This window comes from Streptomyces sp. NPDC002884, from assembly GCF_040295245.1.
Lineage (GTDB): Bacteria > Actinomycetota > Actinomycetes > Streptomycetales > Streptomycetaceae > Streptomyces.
This window is the reverse complement of sequence record NZ_JBEOVB010000003.1, coordinates 599,918-617,884: the sequence shown is the minus strand read 5'-3', so window position 1 is coordinate 617,884 and position 17,967 is coordinate 599,918. Positions and strand designations below refer to the sequence as shown.

At 73.2% G+C, this 17,967-nt stretch carries 14 protein-coding genes; 8 read left to right on the top strand and 6 right to left on the bottom strand.

Annotation, left to right across the window (positions count from 1 at the left end; all coding sequences use genetic code 11):
- Positions 1 to 349 precede the first annotated feature (349 nt).
- Positions 350 to 1,957: a bifunctional 3-(3-hydroxy-phenyl)propionate/3-hydroxycinnamic acid hydroxylase MhpA gene (mhpA, locus tag ABT070_RS10025; RefSeq protein WP_351757287.1), complete on the bottom strand. Its 1,608-nt coding sequence runs from the start codon at positions 1,955 to 1,957 to the stop codon at positions 350 to 352.
- Positions 1,958 to 2,551: 594 nt separating this feature from the next.
- On the opposite strand from mhpA, the gene ABT070_RS10020 reads away from it, so the two are divergent.
- On the top strand, positions 2,552 to 3,829 hold the full coding sequence (locus ABT070_RS10020; RefSeq protein WP_351757284.1) for a helix-turn-helix transcriptional regulator: 1,278 nt from the start codon (positions 2,552 to 2,554) through the stop codon (positions 3,827 to 3,829).
- 35 nt (positions 3,830 to 3,864) lie between these two features.
- On the opposite strand, the gene ABT070_RS10015 is transcribed toward ABT070_RS10020, so the two are convergent.
- The 4 genes from ABT070_RS10015 to ABT070_RS10000 are packed head-to-tail and all read right to left on the bottom strand — an operon-like array spanning position 3,865 to position 7,740.
- The gene (locus ABT070_RS10015) at positions 3,865 to 4,836 is read right to left on the bottom strand and encodes an ROK family protein (RefSeq protein ID WP_351757281.1); all 972 of its coding nucleotides are present in this window, start codon (positions 4,834 to 4,836) and stop codon (positions 3,865 to 3,867) included.
- The gene (locus ABT070_RS10010; protein WP_351757278.1) at positions 4,833 to 5,498 is read right to left on the bottom strand and encodes an HAD-IA family hydrolase; all 666 of its coding nucleotides are present in this window, start codon (positions 5,496 to 5,498) and stop codon (positions 4,833 to 4,835) included. Before ABT070_RS10010 ends, ABT070_RS10015 begins: the two co-directional genes overlap by 4 nt.
- Positions 5,495 to 6,583, bottom strand: a complete 1,089-nt coding sequence (locus ABT070_RS10005; protein ID WP_351757275.1) for a Gfo/Idh/MocA family protein — start codon at positions 6,581 to 6,583, stop codon at positions 5,495 to 5,497. The genes ABT070_RS10010 and ABT070_RS10005 overlap by 4 nt, the downstream gene beginning before the upstream one ends.
- On the bottom strand, positions 6,580 to 7,740 hold the full coding sequence (locus ABT070_RS10000; RefSeq protein WP_351757273.1) for a DegT/DnrJ/EryC1/StrS family aminotransferase: 1,161 nt from the start codon (positions 7,738 to 7,740) through the stop codon (positions 6,580 to 6,582). The genes ABT070_RS10005 and ABT070_RS10000 overlap by 4 nt, the downstream gene beginning before the upstream one ends.
- Before the next feature lie 417 nt (positions 7,741 to 8,157).
- Between ABT070_RS10000 and ABT070_RS09995 the strand changes: the two genes are divergently transcribed.
- Complete coding sequence (locus tag ABT070_RS09995; RefSeq protein WP_351757270.1) at positions 8,158 to 9,387, top strand: cytochrome P450; 1,230 nt, start codon at positions 8,158 to 8,160, stop codon at positions 9,385 to 9,387.
- A 6-nt stretch (positions 9,388 to 9,393) separates the two neighbouring features.
- Positions 9,394 to 10,629 (top strand): CaiB/BaiF CoA transferase family protein, encoded by a 1,236-nt coding sequence (locus ABT070_RS09990; protein ID WP_351757268.1) that lies wholly within the window; start codon positions 9,394 to 9,396, stop codon positions 10,627 to 10,629.
- Between the two features lie 121 nt (positions 10,630 to 10,750).
- On the opposite strand, the gene ABT070_RS09985 is transcribed toward ABT070_RS09990, so the two are convergent.
- Positions 10,751 to 12,166 carry a helix-turn-helix transcriptional regulator gene (locus ABT070_RS09985; RefSeq protein WP_351757265.1) on the bottom strand — a complete coding sequence of 472 codons (1,416 nt, stop codon included), beginning with the start codon at positions 12,164 to 12,166 and terminating at the stop codon, positions 10,751 to 10,753.
- A 396-nt stretch (positions 12,167 to 12,562) separates the two neighbouring features.
- Between ABT070_RS09985 and ABT070_RS09980 the strand changes: the two genes are divergently transcribed.
- The 5 genes from ABT070_RS09980 (at position 12,563) to ABT070_RS09960 (ending at position 17,966) form a co-directional block, all read left to right on the top strand.
- Complete coding sequence (locus tag ABT070_RS09980; RefSeq protein WP_351757263.1) at positions 12,563 to 13,015, top strand: type II 3-dehydroquinate dehydratase; 453 nt, start codon at positions 12,563 to 12,565, stop codon at positions 13,013 to 13,015.
- A 125-nt stretch (positions 13,016 to 13,140) separates the two neighbouring features.
- Complete coding sequence (locus tag ABT070_RS09975) at positions 13,141 to 14,445, top strand: 3-deoxy-7-phosphoheptulonate synthase (protein WP_351757260.1); 1,305 nt, start codon at positions 13,141 to 13,143, stop codon at positions 14,443 to 14,445.
- Positions 14,390 to 15,412, top strand: coding sequence for an LLM class flavin-dependent oxidoreductase (locus tag ABT070_RS09970; RefSeq protein ID WP_351757257.1), 1,023 nt, complete (start codon positions 14,390 to 14,392; stop codon positions 15,410 to 15,412). Before ABT070_RS09975 ends, ABT070_RS09970 begins: the two co-directional genes overlap by 56 nt.
- A 105-nt stretch (positions 15,413 to 15,517) precedes the next feature.
- Positions 15,518 to 16,195: an SDR family NAD(P)-dependent oxidoreductase gene (locus tag ABT070_RS09965; RefSeq protein ID WP_351757254.1), complete on the top strand. Its 678-nt coding sequence runs from the start codon at positions 15,518 to 15,520 to the stop codon at positions 16,193 to 16,195.
- A gap of 205 nt (positions 16,196 to 16,400) precedes the next feature.
- Positions 16,401 to 17,966: a class I adenylate-forming enzyme family protein gene (locus tag ABT070_RS09960; protein WP_351757252.1), complete on the top strand. Its 1,566-nt coding sequence runs from the start codon at positions 16,401 to 16,403 to the stop codon at positions 17,964 to 17,966.
- Position 17,967 lies beyond the last annotated feature (1 nt).

Sequence of the window (17,967 nt, the reverse complement as noted above, 5' to 3'; positions counted from 1 at the left end):
GGCTGTAACGCCGGCCGAGCACCGGCTGTAACGCCGGCCGAGCACCGGCTGTAACGCCGGCCGAGCACCGGCTGTAACGCCGGCCGAGCACCGGCTGTAACGCCGGCCGAGCACCGGCCGTAGCGCCGGCCGAGCACCGGCTGTAACGCCGGCCGAGCACCGGCCGTAACGCCGGCCGAGCACCGGCCGTAACGCCGGCCGAGCACCGGCTGTAACGCCGGCCGAGCACCGGCCGTAACGCCGGCCGAGCACCGGCCATAGCGCCGGCCGCAGTCGGCGGCCCGGCCCGTCAGTGAGCTCGCGCGAGCCCGGCCCGGCCCGTCAGTGAGATCGTGCGAGCCCGGCCCGGTCAGTGAGGTCGTGCGACCGGGGTGCCCCGCAACTGTGTGCGCAGTTCGTCTACGAGAGCGGCGGCACCGCCCGGTGCGGCGGTGCCGAACACGTGGTGGTCGGGGCGGACCAGGACGGTCGCGGCGCCGAGTCGTGCGAGACAGGCGTGGTAGACGCCGTCGACGTCCCGCACCTCGCCCGGCCCGGCCGGCGAGCCGGGCGGCGCAAGGCGCACCACGCGCGTCCCGAGACCGGCCAGGAACGCCTCGTGGGCGTCGCTCAGCGCGGCCGGATCCTCCGTGGTGATCAGGACGAAGCCGGTGCCGATGACCTGATCGAAACGGCCACGCACGCCGTCGGCCTCCACCGTGCCGGCGATCAGGACCTCGCCCGCGCCACCGGACCCCGCCCCGGCCGGCCGTAGCAGCCCCTTCGTCAGAGGCTCGGCGGCGGGCGGGCCCTGCTGCCCGCGGCCACCGCCGTTGGCCAGCATCGCCGCGTCCCGGTCGGCCGCCGCCGCCGGGTCGGTCACACAGATCACCCGGCCCAGCTTGACCGACGCGATGATCGACGCCTTGGCCTGCGGACGGCGTTCGAGCGTGTAGGTGTCGAGCAGCCGGTCCGGCGCCCGGTCCGTCAGCACCAGGTCGAGCTTCCAGGCGAGGTTGACGACGTCCCGGATGCCGGCGCACATGCCCTGTCCGGCGAACGGAGGCATCAGGTGAGCGGCGTCCCCGGCGAGGAAGACCCGGCCCGAACGCCACTGTTCGGCCCACAGGGCGCGGAACCGGTAGGTGGTGCTGCGCAGCAGCGTGGCCGTGGCCGGGGTGACCCCGTGCGGGGCGAGCAGCCGCCAGGCGGCCTCGGCGGTGTCCAGCTCCGCGGCGCTCTCGCCGGGCAGGCGCATGAACTCCCAGCGGCGGCGTCCCGGCCCGCTGCCGACCATCGTCGTGGGGCGTGCCGGGTCGCACAGCTGCACGTTCGTCGGGACGAACTCGCGGGGCGTGTGCAGCCGGACGTCGCAGAGCAGCCACTCGTAGGAGAAGCCGAGGTCGGTGACCGGCACGCCGGTGTGCTCGCGGACGAAGCTGTTGGCGCCGTCGCAGCCCACCAGGTACCGGGCGGTGAAGGTGCGCGTCGCGCCGTCCTCGGTGACCGCGGTCGCCGTGACGCCCGAGGCCGTCCGGACGATGTCCGTCACGCGGTGGCCCACGTGCGTCTCGACGCGCGGGAGCGACGCCAGCCGTTTCGCGAGCAGTTCCTCGAGCGCCGGCTGGTGCATCGTGTTGGCGTCCGGCCAGCCGTACCGGCCGGTGCGGCTGAACGCGATGTCGAGCAGGGGCCGGTCACTCGCGCTGCGCCACTGGTAGCCGGTCGCCGGCTCGGAGATCGCGGCCAGGTCGTCGCCGATGCCGGTGGCCGCGAGGAGGCGTGCGGTCTCCCCGTCGAAACTCGTCGCGCGGGGCAGCGGATAGGGTTCCGGCCGGCGCTCGACGACGCGGACCCGATGGCCGCGGTCGGCCAGCAGGACGGCGAGTACGGCGCCCACCGGGCCCTGGCCGACGACGATGACGTCCGTGTCGGGGGTGTCCGGGCAGGGTGTGGGCTGATGCGGTGTGCCGGGCATGTCCAGAGGCCTCCGTACCGCGACAGGTGATGCGGCGGGCAACGGCTTCGGAACGCTACCGGCGGCCTGCGTGGCGTTGTCAAGGCCTGACGAGGGAGGTGATCGTATGACTGTCAGGCTGGGGGATGCTGGGGTTGCCGCGGTCGGCGTAGCCTGACGGCGGCGCACGAGGTCGGTGCGCGCACCGACAAACGGGGGGGATGACGTCGAGAAGCCATGGAAGCCGCTCCTGCCCCTACGCGGTGCGCGGTGAAGCCCTTCGCGGCCTGCCGCTGTGAGCGGTGACGTGGACCGGGCGGTCGCCGAGCCCTGACCCGAGCCCTGACCGGGCGCGGCCTCGGCAACGCGGGTCGGCCGGCCGAATCGATTCACCACACCTTTGGGTGCGCAGGCGACGGAGCGCTGCGCACCACACCTCACCGGTGGCTCCGCAGCGTCTTCCCACAAGGAACCGATCGCGGTCCGGCCGGTCTTGACGCGGCGTCGAGAGCGGGCGCCGGTCCCACCGCACCGTTCGTCGAATTGGGGGATTCCGTGGTCGGGCAAGCACGTGAACTGGATGCCTGTGAAGAATCGACACTGCCGGCCTGTGCCGTGCCCGAGTGCGTCACCGCCGGAATCCTGACCCGCGCCCACGAGCGCTGGCAGCTCGGCAGTCTCAGGGCCGCCATAGCCCTCGCCGAAGAGGCGGTCGAGGCGGACTGCGACCGCTGCGACAGGTGCTGTTCCGTCTACGCGAGTCTGCTGCTGACCCTGTTCCTGGTGGGCATCCGCCAGGTGGAGGAGGCGGCGGACCTGCAGAGCCGGCTCCTCGCGTCGCCGGAGGTGCGGGACGACCCCCAACTCGTAGCGAGTTCCGTGCTCGTGGGGGCGAAGGTGGCGCTCGCCGCCGGTGACTACGCGGACGCGGCCGCGCTCGCCGAACAGGGTCTGCGCCTCGCGGCCGAGACCGGCCAGACCGCCTGGACCCCGATCGGGAACCTGGTGCTGGCCACGACGACGCTGCGCCGGGGCGACATCTCCGCCGCGCTGCACTACAGCGGCAAGCTCGAGGAGGACGCGATGTTCGCCCGGGAGATGTTCCCGATCGGACAGTCCGCGTGGGCCGTCGTGCAGCTCAGCGAGGCGGGCAAGGGACGCGACAAGGCCGCGGCCCTCGCCAGGGAACTGCTCGAGTCCGAGACGTTCACCCGCCGCCTGCTGGTGGCGGAACCCGCGGCGGTGCCCTGGCTGGTCCGGCTGCTGCTCCGGGTCGGCGAACGCGGCCCCGCCCGGGCGGGAGTCCGGTTCGCCGAGCGGCTCGCCGCCGAGAACCCGGACGTCGACTCGGTCGGCGCCGCCGTCCTGCACGCCGCCGCCCTGCTGGAGGGCGACCTCGACAAGCTGCGGCGCGCCGCGGAGTCCCACACCGACCCCTGGGCCCGCGCCTCGGTACTGGAGGACATCGGCGTCCGGCTCTGCGAAGGCCGGGAGGAATCCCCCGAGGCGGCCGGGCACTTCGAGCGCGCGATGCACGCCTACACCCGGATGGGATCGCTGCGCGACTCGTCGCGGGTCATGAGCCGGTTGCGGAGCATCAACGCCAGCCCACGCTCCCGTGAACGGTGTCGGCCGCGCAGCGGCGTCCGGGGACTGACCGACACGGAGTACGCCGTGGCGAAGCTGGTCTCCCAGGGACTGACCAACGGCGAGACGGCGGAGCAGTTGTTCCTGTCCCGGCACACCGTCGCCTTCCATCTGCGCAAGGTGTTCCAGAAGGTCGGGATCAAGTCCCGGCTCGAACTGGCCGTCAGCTGGAACGAACTCGATACCGGCGACCCCGTCGGCCCGGCCGTCGACGCCGCACCCGTACCGAGCTACAGCCGGATCTGACCCGCCGTCGCTCCGCGCTCGCGCGCCCGCCCCGCTCAGCCCGGTGGAACCCGGCTCGCCGGGGCGGCGGTCCGCGCCGGATCGCGCCCCAGGACGCGGGCGAGGGCCACGGCTCCGTACAGCGACGTGAGCCCGCCCCGGCACGATGCCCGTACCGGTGGTGCGGGCACACCCGGCCGGGCCAGGGCGTGCAGATGGTGCGCCACCATGTCGACGAAGCCGGGCAGCCCGGCGGCGAATCCGCCGCCCACGACCACCAGCGCGGGATGCATCAGCTCCCGGACGCCGGTGACCGCGAGCGCGATCCGGTGACAGGTGCGGTCCACGGCCTCCACGGCCCACAGCTCCTGGTGCTCCAGACCCTCCCGCAACCGCCGGTACGTCACGTCGGCGCCGTGCAGCAGACTCGCCCGGGCCAGTGTGGCCGGGCCGGAGGCGGTGGACTGCAGACACCCCTGGCGGCCGCACCGGCACGGCGGACCGTCCGGGTCGGTCACCACATGACCGAGCTCGAAGGAGCCGCGGCCGAGGCCGGGGAGCGGGCCGGCGCCGGAGACGAGGCCACCTCCGATGCCGGTCCCGACCCCGACGTACAGCACGTCGGCACAGCCGGTCGCCTCCGCCTCCGCCAGCGCGGCCAGGTCTCCGTCGTCGGCCCAGCCGAGAGGCGTGCCCGGGAACAGCTCGGCCATCGCGCAGCGGACGTCCAGGCCGATCCACTCGGGCCGGCTCGGCCAGACCGTCACGCGGTCGTCCGGGCCGACGGCGGCGGGCAGCGCGATGCCCACCGCGGCGAACCCGCCCGGAACCTCCCGGTGCAACAGGCCGACCTCGGTGGCGAGCCGGGCCATGTCGGCGGCGACACCGCGGCCGTGCCAGCGCGCGACGCGCTCACGGACCGCCCCGCCCGGGGTCTCCGCACGCAGGGCCACCTTGGTGCCGCCGATGTCCATGCCCAGCCAGGCCGCCGGCGTGCGGGAGCCGGCAGCCGCGGAAGGCAGGTTCATCCCAGGCCGCCGACCGGAGCCGGGGGACACCAGGCCAGCAGATCGGCGGGCGACTTCAGGACCAGGTCGGGCCCGGCATCCAGCAGACCGTCCTCGTCGACCGTCGCCCAGGTGGCCCCGGCGGAGGTGACGCCCGCGCCCCGGGCGCTGTGGACGTCCGCGGGAGCGTCCCCCACCATGATCGTCTCCTCGGCCCGGGCGCCGAGCAGCCGCAGGGCCCGGAGCACGATGTCCGGCGCCGGTTTGGCGCGCGCGACCTCGTCGGATCCGATCACATGGTCGAAGAACTCGACGAGGCGCAGGGTCTCCAGCAGCGAGCGCGCCCGCACCCCGGCCTTCCCGGTGGCCACGGCGAGCCCCAGCCCGCGGCCCCGCAGGGTCTCCAGCAGGTCCACGATCCCGTCGATCACCGGGACCTGGTCGGCCAGCCGGTAGCTCTCGCGGACGAACGGCTCCTCCATCTCCGGCGGGAGGCCCATGACGCGCATGATCTCCGGAAAGTACAGGCCCTGGTACCGCTGGTACTCCGCGAACGGGGCGGGGCCGTCACCGACCACCTCGGCGTACGCGGCGGCGAAGGCCCTGCCCATCACCTCGTGGCTGTCGACCAGGACGCCGTCGAGGTCGAAGATCACCGCGCTGCGTGGTGCGACGGTCGTCATCTCTCACCTGCCTTGGACTCGGCCGGCCCGGCCGGCACCAGGGACGTGGCCGCGGCGGCGTAGATCGCTTCGATGGCCATGACGATGCGGTGGGCGCCCTCGATCGCCCGGCCCCGGCACGAGGGCAGCGTGCTCAGGGTGGAGAGCTGACGGTCGTACTCGGCGCCGACCGGTTGGGCGGGCACCGGGATGTCGCTGCGCTCTCCCGCCCGGACCTGGGTGATCCCGGGCCGCGGTACGCGATGGGGGCTGAACCCGAAGGTGCAGCGCAGGGTCGCGGTCCCGGCGGTGCCCTCGACCCGGATCGTGGTGACGTCGTACGTCGCGCCGTGCGAGGCCCAGCTGGCCCGCAGCCCGACGGAGAGGCCGCCCTCGGCGACCAGGAAGGCGCGCACGGTGTCCTCGACGTCGGCCGTGCCGTTCGGCGCCGGCGCGTCGTGGCGCCAGGCCGCCGTCCAGCCGGCGTCGTTCACATGGTCGTCCGTGGTGACCGCCGCGACCTGATCGAACGTCAACGGGCCGACCACCGCGTCGAGCACGTCGAGGAGGTGCCAGCCCAGGTCGAACAGGACGCCGCCGCCCGCCTGCGAGCGGTCGGTGAACCAGCCCTTGGCCCGGGGCACCCCGCGGGCCCGGATCCACGACAGGTCGACATTGCGGACACGGCCGAGCGCCGGGACCAGCCGGGCCAGTTCGGCGACGTCGGCCCGGTGCCGGAAGGCGCTGCCCGCCAGCAGGGGTGCGCCGCCCCGCCGTTCCGCGTCGGCGAGGAGTTCGGCCTCGGCCACGGAGAGGCACACCGGCTTCTCCACGAACGTGGCCAGCCCGCGCAGCAGGAGGTCGTGGGCCACCGGGGCATGGGCGTGGTTGGGGACGGCGACGACGGCGAGGTCGGCCTGCCGGGTGTCGAACGCGCCGGCATCCGCGAACGCCGGGCGTCCGGTCGCGGCGGTGAACGCGGCGCGGCGCGCCGGATCGGGGTCGGCGGCGGCCACGACGTCGTAGCCGTCGTGGGCCAGCAGCCGGGGAAGCCAGATCTCCCGACCGGACCAGCCGAGTCCGACCAGGAACGTGCGTACGGTCATCCGGCGCGCACCAGCTCGGCCACGATGGCGGCGGCGTCCGTCAGCGCGGGCACGGAGCCGAGCAGCGTCCGGTGGTGCAGCCAGACACAGTCCGCGCTGATGGCCTCGGCGTTCGGGCACCGCGCGGCCACCTCGTCCACCGTCCCTTCGGGGGCGTTGGCCTCCCAGAAGGCGTCGGTCCGGTAGATCGCGCGGAACGCCGCGAACGCCGGGAGCCCCGCCTCCACCAGCCGGTCCACCAGGGCGTTGCGCCGCTCCTCGGACCAGCCGGGCAGCCGGAACATGGCCATGTAGTGGGGGTTGCGGTCGGTGCGGTCGTCGTCGGCCTGTGGCTGGACGCCGGGGATGCCCGCCAGCAGCGCGGACAGCACCGGCCACCGCTCCTCACGGACCGTGATCTGACCGTCCAGCCGGGCGAGCTGGGCGCGCAGCACCGCGGCCGAGAACTCGTTGAGCCGCATGTTGGTGCCGGCCACCTGGTGCAGGTAGTGGCGGTCGGTGCGCGGGCGGCCGCAGGAGTGCCGCAGGAACGCCCTTTCGTACATCTCCTCGTCGGGGAAGACGAGGGCGCCGCCTTCGCCGGCGGTCATCAGCTTGCCGTTCTGGAAGCTGAACGCGGCGATCGAGCCCAGTTCCCCGACCCGCCGGCCACGCCATCGCGCTCCGTGCGCGTGCGCCGCGTCCTGGAGCAGCGCCACGCCGGCGTCGGCGGCCAGCTTCTCCAGTCCGTCCATGTCCGCCAGCAGCCCGGCCATGTGCACCGGCATGATCACCTTGGTGCGCGGGGTGATGGCCGCGGCCGCCGCGGCCACGTCGATGCAGTACGTCCCGGGGTCCACGTCCACGGGCACGCTGACCGCGCCGAGCCGCTGCACCGCCTGCGAGGACGAGATGAAGGTGAACGCGGGCACGATCACCTCGTCGCCCGGGCCGACGCCCATGGTCTGCAGGGCGAGCTCCAGCGCATGCGTTCCGTTGGTGACGGCCAGCGCGTGCCGGGCACCGTGGTACTCGGCGAACTCCTCCTCGAAGGAGGCCACTTCACTGCCTCCCATGCGCCACCACTGGCCCTGTGCCAGCGCACGCTCGAGAGCCTCGCGTTCGGTGTCGTCGAACTGTGGCCAGGCCGGGAAGGTCGGTGCGGGCCGGGGCTTCATGCTGGCTACTCTCCTCTTGTCTCCCGCCCGCAACGGTGGGTTCCCTCCGAGCAGCCTCGGCCGTCCACCGTGGAGAGGGTCCGTGTCCCGCGCCGTCTCGCGGACCGCCCCGGAGAATTCGGCAGGGCATCCACAGGCGAGGTGATCGAGTGTCGCTCCACCGTAGGCAGCCCGTCTCGGCCGTCGCATCGCACGACCTGGTAGTGCCCGGCCGGGGGACCGCCGCGGCGGGCGCGGACCACCCGCACGGCGGCTTCGCGGGGGAGCGCGCACTACCCGTGTGAAGGATGCCGGGGCGTCCGCCGCGAGCCTACGGTGGCGGGCGGGCAGCGGAGAACCCGCGCCGGGACGGGCCACCGGCCCGGCGGCGCACACAGGCTGCCGCTCTCTCACCCCCGCCGCGGAAGGGCCCGGATCATGACCCGCCCCGTCGTCAGCCCCGATGAGCTCGACTCCCTGGACTTCGCCGACCCCCGGCTGCACGCCGAGCGGGACCTCACCGAGGTGTGGCGTCATCTGCGCGCGCAGCGGCCGTTCCACTGGCAGCCGCCACGAGAGGACCGCCCGGGCTTCTGGGTGCTCAGCCGCTACGCCGACGCGATGGCCGTCTACCGCGACAAGGAGCACTTCACCACCGAGCGCGGGAACGCCCTGGAGAACCTCCTGATCGGAGGGGACCCGGCGGCCGGATCCATGCTCGCGGTCACCGACGGCCCGAAGCACACCCGGCTGCGCAACGTCCTCAACTCCGCGTTCGCGCCGAAGACGCTCGCACGCATCCGTCACAGCCTGCGCCGCAGCATCGACGGCCTCCTCGCCGTCGCCCTGGAGAAGGGCGAGTGCGACTTCGTCCGCGAGGTGTCGGCGAGCATCCCGCTGGGCGCCATCTGTGACCTCCTGGGCGTGCCGGAGAGCGACCACCGCTACCTGCTGGACCGCACCTCGCACGCCTGGAGTTCCGACGAGGCCGACGCCTCCCCGGAGGCGACCTGGCAGGCGAAGAGCGAACTCCTGCTGTACTTCTCCGACGTGGCCGCCGCGCGGCGCGGCGGCGACGGCGACGACGTGATCAGTCTGCTGGCCAACTGCCGTATCGACGGCGACCCGATCAGCGACCGCGACCTGATGGCCAACTGCTACGGGCTGATCATCGGCGGCGACGAGACCGGACGGCACGCGATCTCCAGCGGCCTGAAGGCGCTGATCGAGCACCCGGAGCAGTGGCGGGCGCTCAAGGACGGCACGGCCGGCCTCACGACCGCCGCCGACGAGGTACTGCGCTGGACCGTGCCGTCGCTGCACAGCGGCCGGACGGCCACCGCCGACACCGAGGTGAACGGCCGGCCGATCAAGGAGGGCGACATCGTCACCGTGTGGACCCCCTCGGTCAACCGTGACGCCGAGGTGTTCCCGGACCCGGACCGTTTCACCCTGGACCGCTCCCCGAACAAGCACCTGACGTTCGCCTTCGGCTCGCACATCTGCCTGGGGCACAACCTGGCGCGGATCGAGGTGGAGGAGGTGCTCGGCGCCCTGCGCACCCTGGTGTCCTCGGCCGAGCAGACCGGCCCCGAGGAGTGGATCTACTCGAGCATCCTGCACGGCATGAGTTCCCTGCCGGTGGCCCTCACGCCCCAGGGGCGGTGACGCGGGATGCCCCCGACGCGACCGCTCGCGGGTACCGGCCTGCCGCTCGCGGGCCTCACCGTGGTCGCCGTCGAGCAGGCGGTGGCGGCGCCGCTGGCCACCCGTCACCTGGCCGACCTCGGCGCCCGTGTGCTCAAGGTGGAACGCCCGGACGGCGGGGACTTCGCGCGCGGCTACGACACCAGCGTGGGCGGACTGGCCAGTCATTTCGTCTGGCTGAACCGGGGCAAGGAATCGGTCACGCTCGACCTGAAGTCGCCCGGCGGGCGCCAGGTCCTGACCGAGCTCGTCGCCACCGCCGACGTCTTCGTGCAGAACCTCGCCCCGGGCGCGGCCGAGCGCCTCGGCTTCGGAGCCGCCGGGCTGAGGGCCCGGCACCCGCGCCTGGTGACCGTCGACATGTCGGGGTACGGCAGCACCGGCCCCTACCGGGACAAGCGGGCCTACGACATGCTCATCCAGTGCGAGGCGGCCCTGGTCTCGGTGACCGGGGCGGCCGACAGCCCGGCGAAGGCGGGCGTCCCCGCCGCCGACATCGCGGCGGGCATGTACGCCCTGTCCGCGACCCTCGCCGCCCTGGTGGGGCGGGGGGTGGGGGGTGAGGGCGCCGCGCTGGAGATCTCGATGCTGGAGGCGACCGGCGAATGGATGGGCTACCAGATCCACCACGCCCAGGGGACCGGACGTTCGCCCGGTCGCATGGGCCTGTCGCATCCCAGCGTGGCGCCCTACGACGCGTTTCCCACGGCCGACGGCGCGGACGTCGTCATCGGAGTGCAGAACGACCGGGAGTGGGCGCGGTTCGCCGCGGAGTTCCTGGGCCGGCCCGACCTCGCGACCGACCCGGCCTGGGCGACGAACGTGGCCCGGGTGCGGCACCGGGAGCAGGTGGACGCGCTGGTCGCCGAGCACACCTCGGCGACGTCCGCGGACCGGCTCGTGGCCTGCCTGGACGCCATCGGCATCGCGTCGGCCCGCGTCAACGGGGTCGGTGACCTGCTGGACCATCCGCAACTTGCCGCGCGCCGCCGCTGGCGTCCGGTGGAGACCCCCGGCGGCACCGTGCTCGGGCTGCTGCCGCCGTTCACCTTCGAAGGCGTGGAGCTGCCGATGGGGCCGGTCCCGGCACTCGGCGAGCACACCGCGCCGGTGCTGCGCGAGCTGGGCTACTCCGCCGCGGACATCGCCGGCCTGCGGAGCTGCGGCGCCGTCTCCTGTGTGCCGGAGGACTCCCTGGCCTGAGCGGGGGAGCGGCCCGGGTGCGCGCGGGCGGCGCGGCGGAGCCTCACCGGCGACGCGGCCGCCCGCCGGGCCCGGGAGACCCGCCGTTCGTCCCGGCCACCGGGAGCGGCGCCCCCCGGGATCACCTGTGTGAGGCGCGCTGTGCCGCCGCCCCGTAGGGCAGCGGCGCCGTCTGTCCCCGTCGGGGAGAGGCTTCCGCGGCGAGCACGGCCGGGGCCGGCCCGTTGTGACGGCGCTCGTCGCTGTGCTCGCGCAGGCCCGTCTGCCGGACGGCCAGGTCGTTCCACGCGCTCGCCAGTTGCACGCGGGACCCCACGCCCAGCTTCCGGAAGATCTTGCGCAGGTGGAACGCGATGGTGTGCGGCGACAGGAAGAGCCGGCCCGCGGTCTGCCCGTTGGTGAAGCCCTGGGCGACCAGATGCGCGACGGCGTACTCGGTGTCGGTCAGTTCCGGGATCTCCCGCCGTCGCTGATGCCGGCCCACCACCGCGGCATCCGCGGTGCTGTGGTGCAGCTGGGACTCTACGCGGGAGGCGTCCCGCCACGCTCCGGTCTGCGTGTAGGCGGCCAGCGCCTGCTGGAGGTCGCGCGCCGGGGCGGCGCGGTCGTCGGCGCCGCGGGCGAGCATGACAGCGATGTCTTCGTTGGCCGACGCCTTCGCCCAGGGATCGACGTGCGACTCGGCGGCGAGCCGGAGCTTGCCGAGGTCCTCGTCGTGCAGTCCGGCGGCATGGGCCGCGGCCGCCTGCAACGAGCTGAAGTGCGGATTGCTGGCGGCCAGTTGCTGACAGATCCGGACGCCGTGGGCCGCCAGCTGTCTGCGGCCGCAGTTCATCATGAGCCGGACGAGCCAGGGCAGCGCCGCGGGCTCGGCGATCGAGAGCTGGCGTACGGCCGCGTCCGCGGTGAGCAACTCGGCTCCCAGCGGCACGGCGTTGCGCCGGCCCGTCTTGGCCTCGGCGATCTGGATCACGGCCCAGGCGGCCTGGCCGACGGGGAGCATCTCCCGCTGGAAGACGGTGTCTTCCTTGAGTTTCTGCGCGTAGCGGACGGCCGTGGACAGATGGCCCTGGCGCAGTGCGGACTGCGCCAGCACGAAGTGTCCGAGCGGTGTCCAGGCCTTGAGGCCGGACCGCTTGGCCTCCCCGAGCCCGGTGGTGGCGAGCTTGGCCGCCTTCCCGAAGTCACCGGTGGCGAGGACGACTTCGGACCGGGCGAGGGTCGCGGTCGCGGTCAACCGGTCGTCGCGGCGCGCCCGGACGAGTTCGTCGACGGTCCCCAGTACGGCCTGTGCGTGGTCCGTCCTTCGCACCTGCGCGAGCAGGAGGCTCAGGACGAACGCGGCTTCCGCGCGGCAGGGACTGGCCGCTGTGCATCCGTCGTGCAGCGCCTGTTCGGCGATGCCGATGCCGTCGTCCAGTCGGCCGTCGCGCCAGGAACGCCGGGCCGACGAGACGAAGGGGGCGGTACGGCACGAGGATGTCGTGCATTTCAGTGGAGATACCGTCGTATGGGGAGTGTCGCACTCGGCTAACATGCTGTTTTGCAAAGCAACCCCCGCCTATGCAATACGAAATCCGACATGCTCGAGTGAGCGTATGGGCGGCTTCTTGCGGTTGTCAACGGTGGCTATTTTTGGGCAGTAATTCGATCCCGGAAGAGTGATTTCATGCCACAAGAGAGTTGACGAATCTTTTGCCGGCTCTTGTTTGACTTGTGGTCCGTGAGGGGTTCGGCGAGATGTGCGACTGTCGCATGTTTGCGCGAGGTGTGGCCTGGGCAGGCCATTGAGCTGGGCTGATTCGGAGATCGATTCGCCGGTTTTCAGGACTGTCAAGTCGTGCGGTTGTGGTGTGAGTGGGGGTGGGCGAGCGTTGCGGACCGGGTCGTGATGGTGTCCGACGGCCGGATTCCGTCGCACGGAGGGGTGGGTATGAGCGCCATTCTTTTGCTGAACGGACCGAATCTTGGAATTCTTGGCGAACGTGAGCCGGAATTGTATGGCCGGGAAACCCTCGGTGATATCGAGAAAATGGTTGCGGTCGAAGTGGCGGAAGTGGGCTGGGAAGTGATTTCGGTCCAGCGGGAGGGGGAGGGCGAGCTGGTGCGGACCCTGCACGAGCACCGTTCCACGACCGTCGGCGCCATCGTGAACCCCGGTGCCCTGATGATCGCCGGCTGGAGCCTCCGGGACGCGCTGGCGGCCTACGGCCCCCCGTGGATCGAGGTGCACCTGACGAACGTCTGGGGCCGGGAACAGTTCCGGCACGCATCCGTTCTCGCACCCCTCGCCTCCGGCGTCGTCGTCGGCCTCGGCGCTCTCGGCTACCGGCTGGCCGCACGGGCGCTGGTGCAGCTGTGCGAAGCCGGCGCCGGGCAGTCGTGAACCGGGCGGACGGTGATGACTGCCGGACGGACCGCGGCCGGCCTCCCGCCACCGGGCGCCCGGAACCCCCGCCGCGGACGGCCGACGACAGCGACCCCGCACGACGTCCCGTCCCCGCCGCGCCGATGACGCACCTCGGGCTGCCGGGCGCCGGCCCCGCCCCGCTGCCGCTCGCGGCCGAGGTCGCCCGGCCCACGGCGCAACAGCCCGACTGGCCGGATCCGGCCGGGGTACGGGCCGTCCGTGAGGTGCTGCGTACGGCGCCGTCGCTGGTCCTGCCCGCCGAGACCGACCGCCTCACGGCCCGGCTCGCGGAGGTGGCGCGCGGTGAGGCCTTCGTTCTCCAGGGCGGGGACTGCGCCGAGACCTTCGCCGGCAACACCGAGTCGCATCTGCGCGGGAACCTCGACCTGCTGGCCCGGATGGCCGCCGTGCTCACCCGCGCGGGCGGCCTGCCCGTGGTCCGGCTGGCCCGGATGGCCGGGCAGTACGCCAAGCCCCGCTCCGCCGCGGTGGACGCCCACGGACTGCCCGTCTACCGCGGTGACATGGTCAACGGCCTCGCCGCGACCCCGGCGGAGCGGGCGCCCGACCCGGACCGGATGCTCCGGGCCCATGCCGCCTCGGGGGTCGCGATGAACTTCGTGCGGGCCTGGACGGGCGGCGAGGTCTTCACCGGCCACGAGGCGCTGGTGCTCGACTACGAGCGCGCGCTGCTGCGGCCCGGACCGCCCGGAGACCGCCGCCCCTACAGCGGCTCGGGGCACTTCCTGTGGATCGGCGAGCGGACGCGCCGGCTAGACGGCGCCCACATCGGGTTCGCCGAACTGCTGGCCAACCCCGTCGGAGTGAAGCTGGGTCCCACGACCACCCCGGAGGAAGCCGTCGAGTACGTACGGCGGCTGGACCCGGACGCAGTGCCGGGCCGGCTGACGTTGGTGAGCCGGATGGGACACCGGCGGGTGCGCGACGTGCTGCCCCCGATCGTCGAGAAGGTGGCCGCGACGGGACACCAGGTGGTCTGGCAGTGCGACCCCATGCACGGCAACACCTTCGTCGCGCCGACCGGCCACAAGACCCGGCGCGTCGACCACGTCCTCGACGAACTCGCCGGGTACTTCGAGGTGCACCGGAGGCTCGGCACCCACCCCGGCGGCGCCCATCTGGAGCTGACCGGGGACGACGTCACCGAGTGCCTGGGCGCGGGCGTCGACGAGGCGGACCTGCCGCACCGTTACGAGAGCGCGTGCGACCCCCGGCTGAACACCCGTCAGGCGATGGAAGTGGCCACGCTCCTGGCGGATCTGATCCGCTCCGCACCACGGGCCGGGGAACGGCCCGCCACTGCCACGGGCGTCCTGACAGGATGTCCGCATGGAACTTGGACTGATCAGCCTCGCCGATCTCACCCCGGATCCGGCGACCGGTGACGTCGCGCCCGCCGGCAGGCGGATCTCCGACATCGTGCGCGCCGCCGTGCTCGCCGACGAGGCGGGCCTGGACGTCTTCGCCGTCGGAGAGCACCACCATCCGAACTACGCGGTGTCCTCACCCGCCGTCGTGCTCGCCGCGATCGCCCAGGCCACCACACGCATCAAGCTCACCAGCGCGACGACGCTGATCGGGGTCCTCGACCCGGTGAGGGTGTACGAGGACTTCGCCACCGTGGACCTGATCTCCGGGGGCCGCACCGAGATCACCGTGGGCCGGGGCGCGTTCCCCGAGCCGTTCGAGCTGTTCGGGTACGAACTCGACGACTACGACGACCTGTTCACCGACCACTTCGAGCTGCTGCGCAAGATCGCCGCCCAGCCCTGGGTCAGCTGGTCGGGCCGCCATCGTGCGCCGCTCACCAGCGCCGGGGTCGTGCCCCGCGCCAACCGCTACCCGCTGCCCGTCTGGGTCGGCGTCGGCGGAAACCGGGGGAGCGCGACACGGGCCGGATCGCTCGGCGTGCCCATCCTCGTCGGCGCCACCGGCGGTGCCCTCTCCCGCTTCGTCGAGACGTTCACCGTGTACCGGGCGGCGGCGGAGAAGGCGGGGCACCAGCCGGCGGAACTGCCGGTGGCCACCACGAACTACCTCCACGTCGCGAACAGCCCCGCCGAGGTGGACCGCTTCCACACCCACTGGGCCGCGTACGCCGCGCACCACTCGCGGGGCCGGATCCAGGGGGAGCGCGAGATGTTCGACCTGCAACGGGGCGAGGACGGCGCGCTGCTGCTCGGCAGCCCGCAGCAGATCGTGGACCGGATCGGGCGGCAGCACGAACTGTTCGGCCACGACCGGCTGCTCGCCCAGATCGACCTCGGCGGGATGCCCTTCGCGCGGGTCGCCGAGATCATCGAGATCCTCGGCGCCGAAGTCCTCCCCGCCGTACGCAAGTTGACCCGCTGACCCACCCGAACGACTACCAACCCGACCGATGTCGGCCGGGCTCGGACCGCCCTACCCTTCGGCGCATGCGGGCGAACCGGCCCGCGCAGGACGAGAGGTGGGGGAATGTCGCAGGTGGCGATCATCGCCGGAGCCGCTACCGACACCGTGGCCGCCGCGGCGCTCGCGCTGGCCGCGGCCGGATTCGACGTGGCACTGCTCGACGCCGACGGATCGGCCGGCCCGGCCACGGCGGCCCAGGTCGAGGACCTGGGCCGCCGGGCGATGGCGGTGCACACCGACTGGCGCGACGCGGAGTCGGCCGACGCCGCGATCGGGCAGGTGTGCGCCGGTCTCGGCGATCCGTCGGTCCTGCTCGTCGTCGTCCCCGTGGCCGGCCCCGGGCCACTGCACGCGCTCTCCCGGGAGCAGTGGGCCGACACGACCGCCGTGCCGCTGCGCGCGGTCTTCCTGGCCTGCCAGGCCGTACTCGACCCCATGATCAAGAACGGTGGCGGCCGGATCATCACGGTCGCCGACGCCGCGGGCGCCGAGGCCGAGAACGCCACCGTCCGCACCGCGCTGGAGGGCCTCACCCGGACCCTGGCCCTCGAACTGGCGCCGCTGGGCATCACGGCCCATCTCCTCACCGCGCCCCTCCCCGTCGACCAACTCGGCACCCGGGCGGGCCGGATCCCCACTGCGGCCGAGTTCTCCGCGCAGGCGGCCCGGACCGTCGCCATGCTCACCGGGGCCGCCGCCGGCCCCCTCACCGGGCAGGCCCTGCGTGTGGGCACCCCCTGACAGCCGTCGACAGTGACCGCACGGTGACCCCGCCGGGCTACCAGCCCGAGGGATGTGAGCCTCCCCGGCCGGAACCTACGGTGGTCGGGATCAGGGCGCAGGTCGATGCACCCCGCCGGAAGGCCCCTGCCCACCCGGCCCGGACATGCCGACACGCCATGCCCGAACGTGCCTGTTGACCACCGAGTCGCATTGGAGAACGTACGTGCAAGGCCATGAGCACTACGTGCGCCAGATCCTCGCGAAGCTGAGCGCCGAACCCGGTGGCGTCCCGCTCGTTCACCGGGACACGCCGACCACCGCCCGCCGGCTGGCGGACTCCGTCATCTCCGCCGCGGCCCGGATGCGCGAACACGGCGTCGGTCCCGGCAGCGCGGTGGCCGTACTGACGAACCCGAACACGCCCGGGACTCTGATACTGCGCTACGCGGCGAACCTGGTGGGCGCCACCGCGGTGCACATCCGCGGCGTCAACGCGGTCGACCCCTCCGACGAGCTGTCCGCCGAGGCGCAACTCGGCATCCTCGTGGACGTGAGGCCGGCCATGCTCGCCATCGACCGGGACAACCTCGCGCGGGCACTGGAACTCTGCGGTTCCCTGCCCGAGCGTCCGCCGGTCGCGGTGCTCGGCGGCGACGGCACCCTCCCGGGCGCGATCGACCTGTCCGCCCCCGGCGACCTCGACCTCACCACCGCCGAGCAGGGCACGATCGCCGTCGTGACCTACACCAGCGGCTCCACGGGCAAGCCCAAAGGCGTCAGCTGGCCCTACGCGGTCAAGAACGAGATGGTCGCGACCTCCGCGGTCCGCGGTGACCGCGCCCGTTGCCTGGTCACCGCGCCCCTCACCCACTCGAGCGGCGCCACCGCGGACGACACGATCGTCGCCGGCGGAGTCGTCGTCCTGCACCCCGGCTTCGACGCCGCCGAAGTGCTGCGCGCCGTCCCCCGCCACGGGATCACCCGCCTCGTGCTCGGCGCACCCCAGGTGAACGCGCTGGCCGAACACCCCGAGGCGGCGAACACCGACCTGACCAGCCTGCGCGAGGTGTTCTACACCGGCAGCCCCGCCGCGCCCGAGCGGCTCGCCCACGCGGTGAAGGCGCTCGGCCCCGTGCTCTTCCAGGTCTACGGCACCAGCGAGACCGGACTGGTCAGCCTGTTGACGCCGCACGACCACCTGGACCCGGAGCTGCGCGCCACCGTCGGCCGCCCGCCGGAGGCCGTCCGGGTGAGCATCCGCTCCGTCGCCGACGGTCGGGAACTGCCCGTCGGCGAGGCCGGCGAGGTGTGCGTGATCGGCCGGTGGCAGATGGCCGGCTACTGGAACGAACCCGCGCTGACGGCGCGTACGGTGCGGGACGGCTGGGTGCACACCGGGGACATCGGACACCTCGACGAGGCGGGCTGGCTGCACCTGCACGGCCGGATCGCGGACGTCATCAAGGTCAAGGGCATCAAGGTCCATCCGAGCGCGGTCGAGCGGGCGCTCCTGGAGCATCCGGGTGTGGAGGCCGCCGCGGTCTTCGGCGTCGAGGACGAACAGCGCGTCGAGCGGATCTGCGCCGCCGTGGTGCCGCGCGACGGCGTGACCCTGGACCGCGCGGTGCTGGAACGGCACATCACCGCCGCGCTGTCGGCGAACCATGTGCCCGCCGAGATCGAACTCCGCCGCACGCTGCCGCTGGTGGGTCCCGGCAAGCCGGACCGGGTACGGCTGCGAACCGAGGCCGTGGCGCGAGCAGCGCGGGCCGAGGGGACGGCGAGCTGAC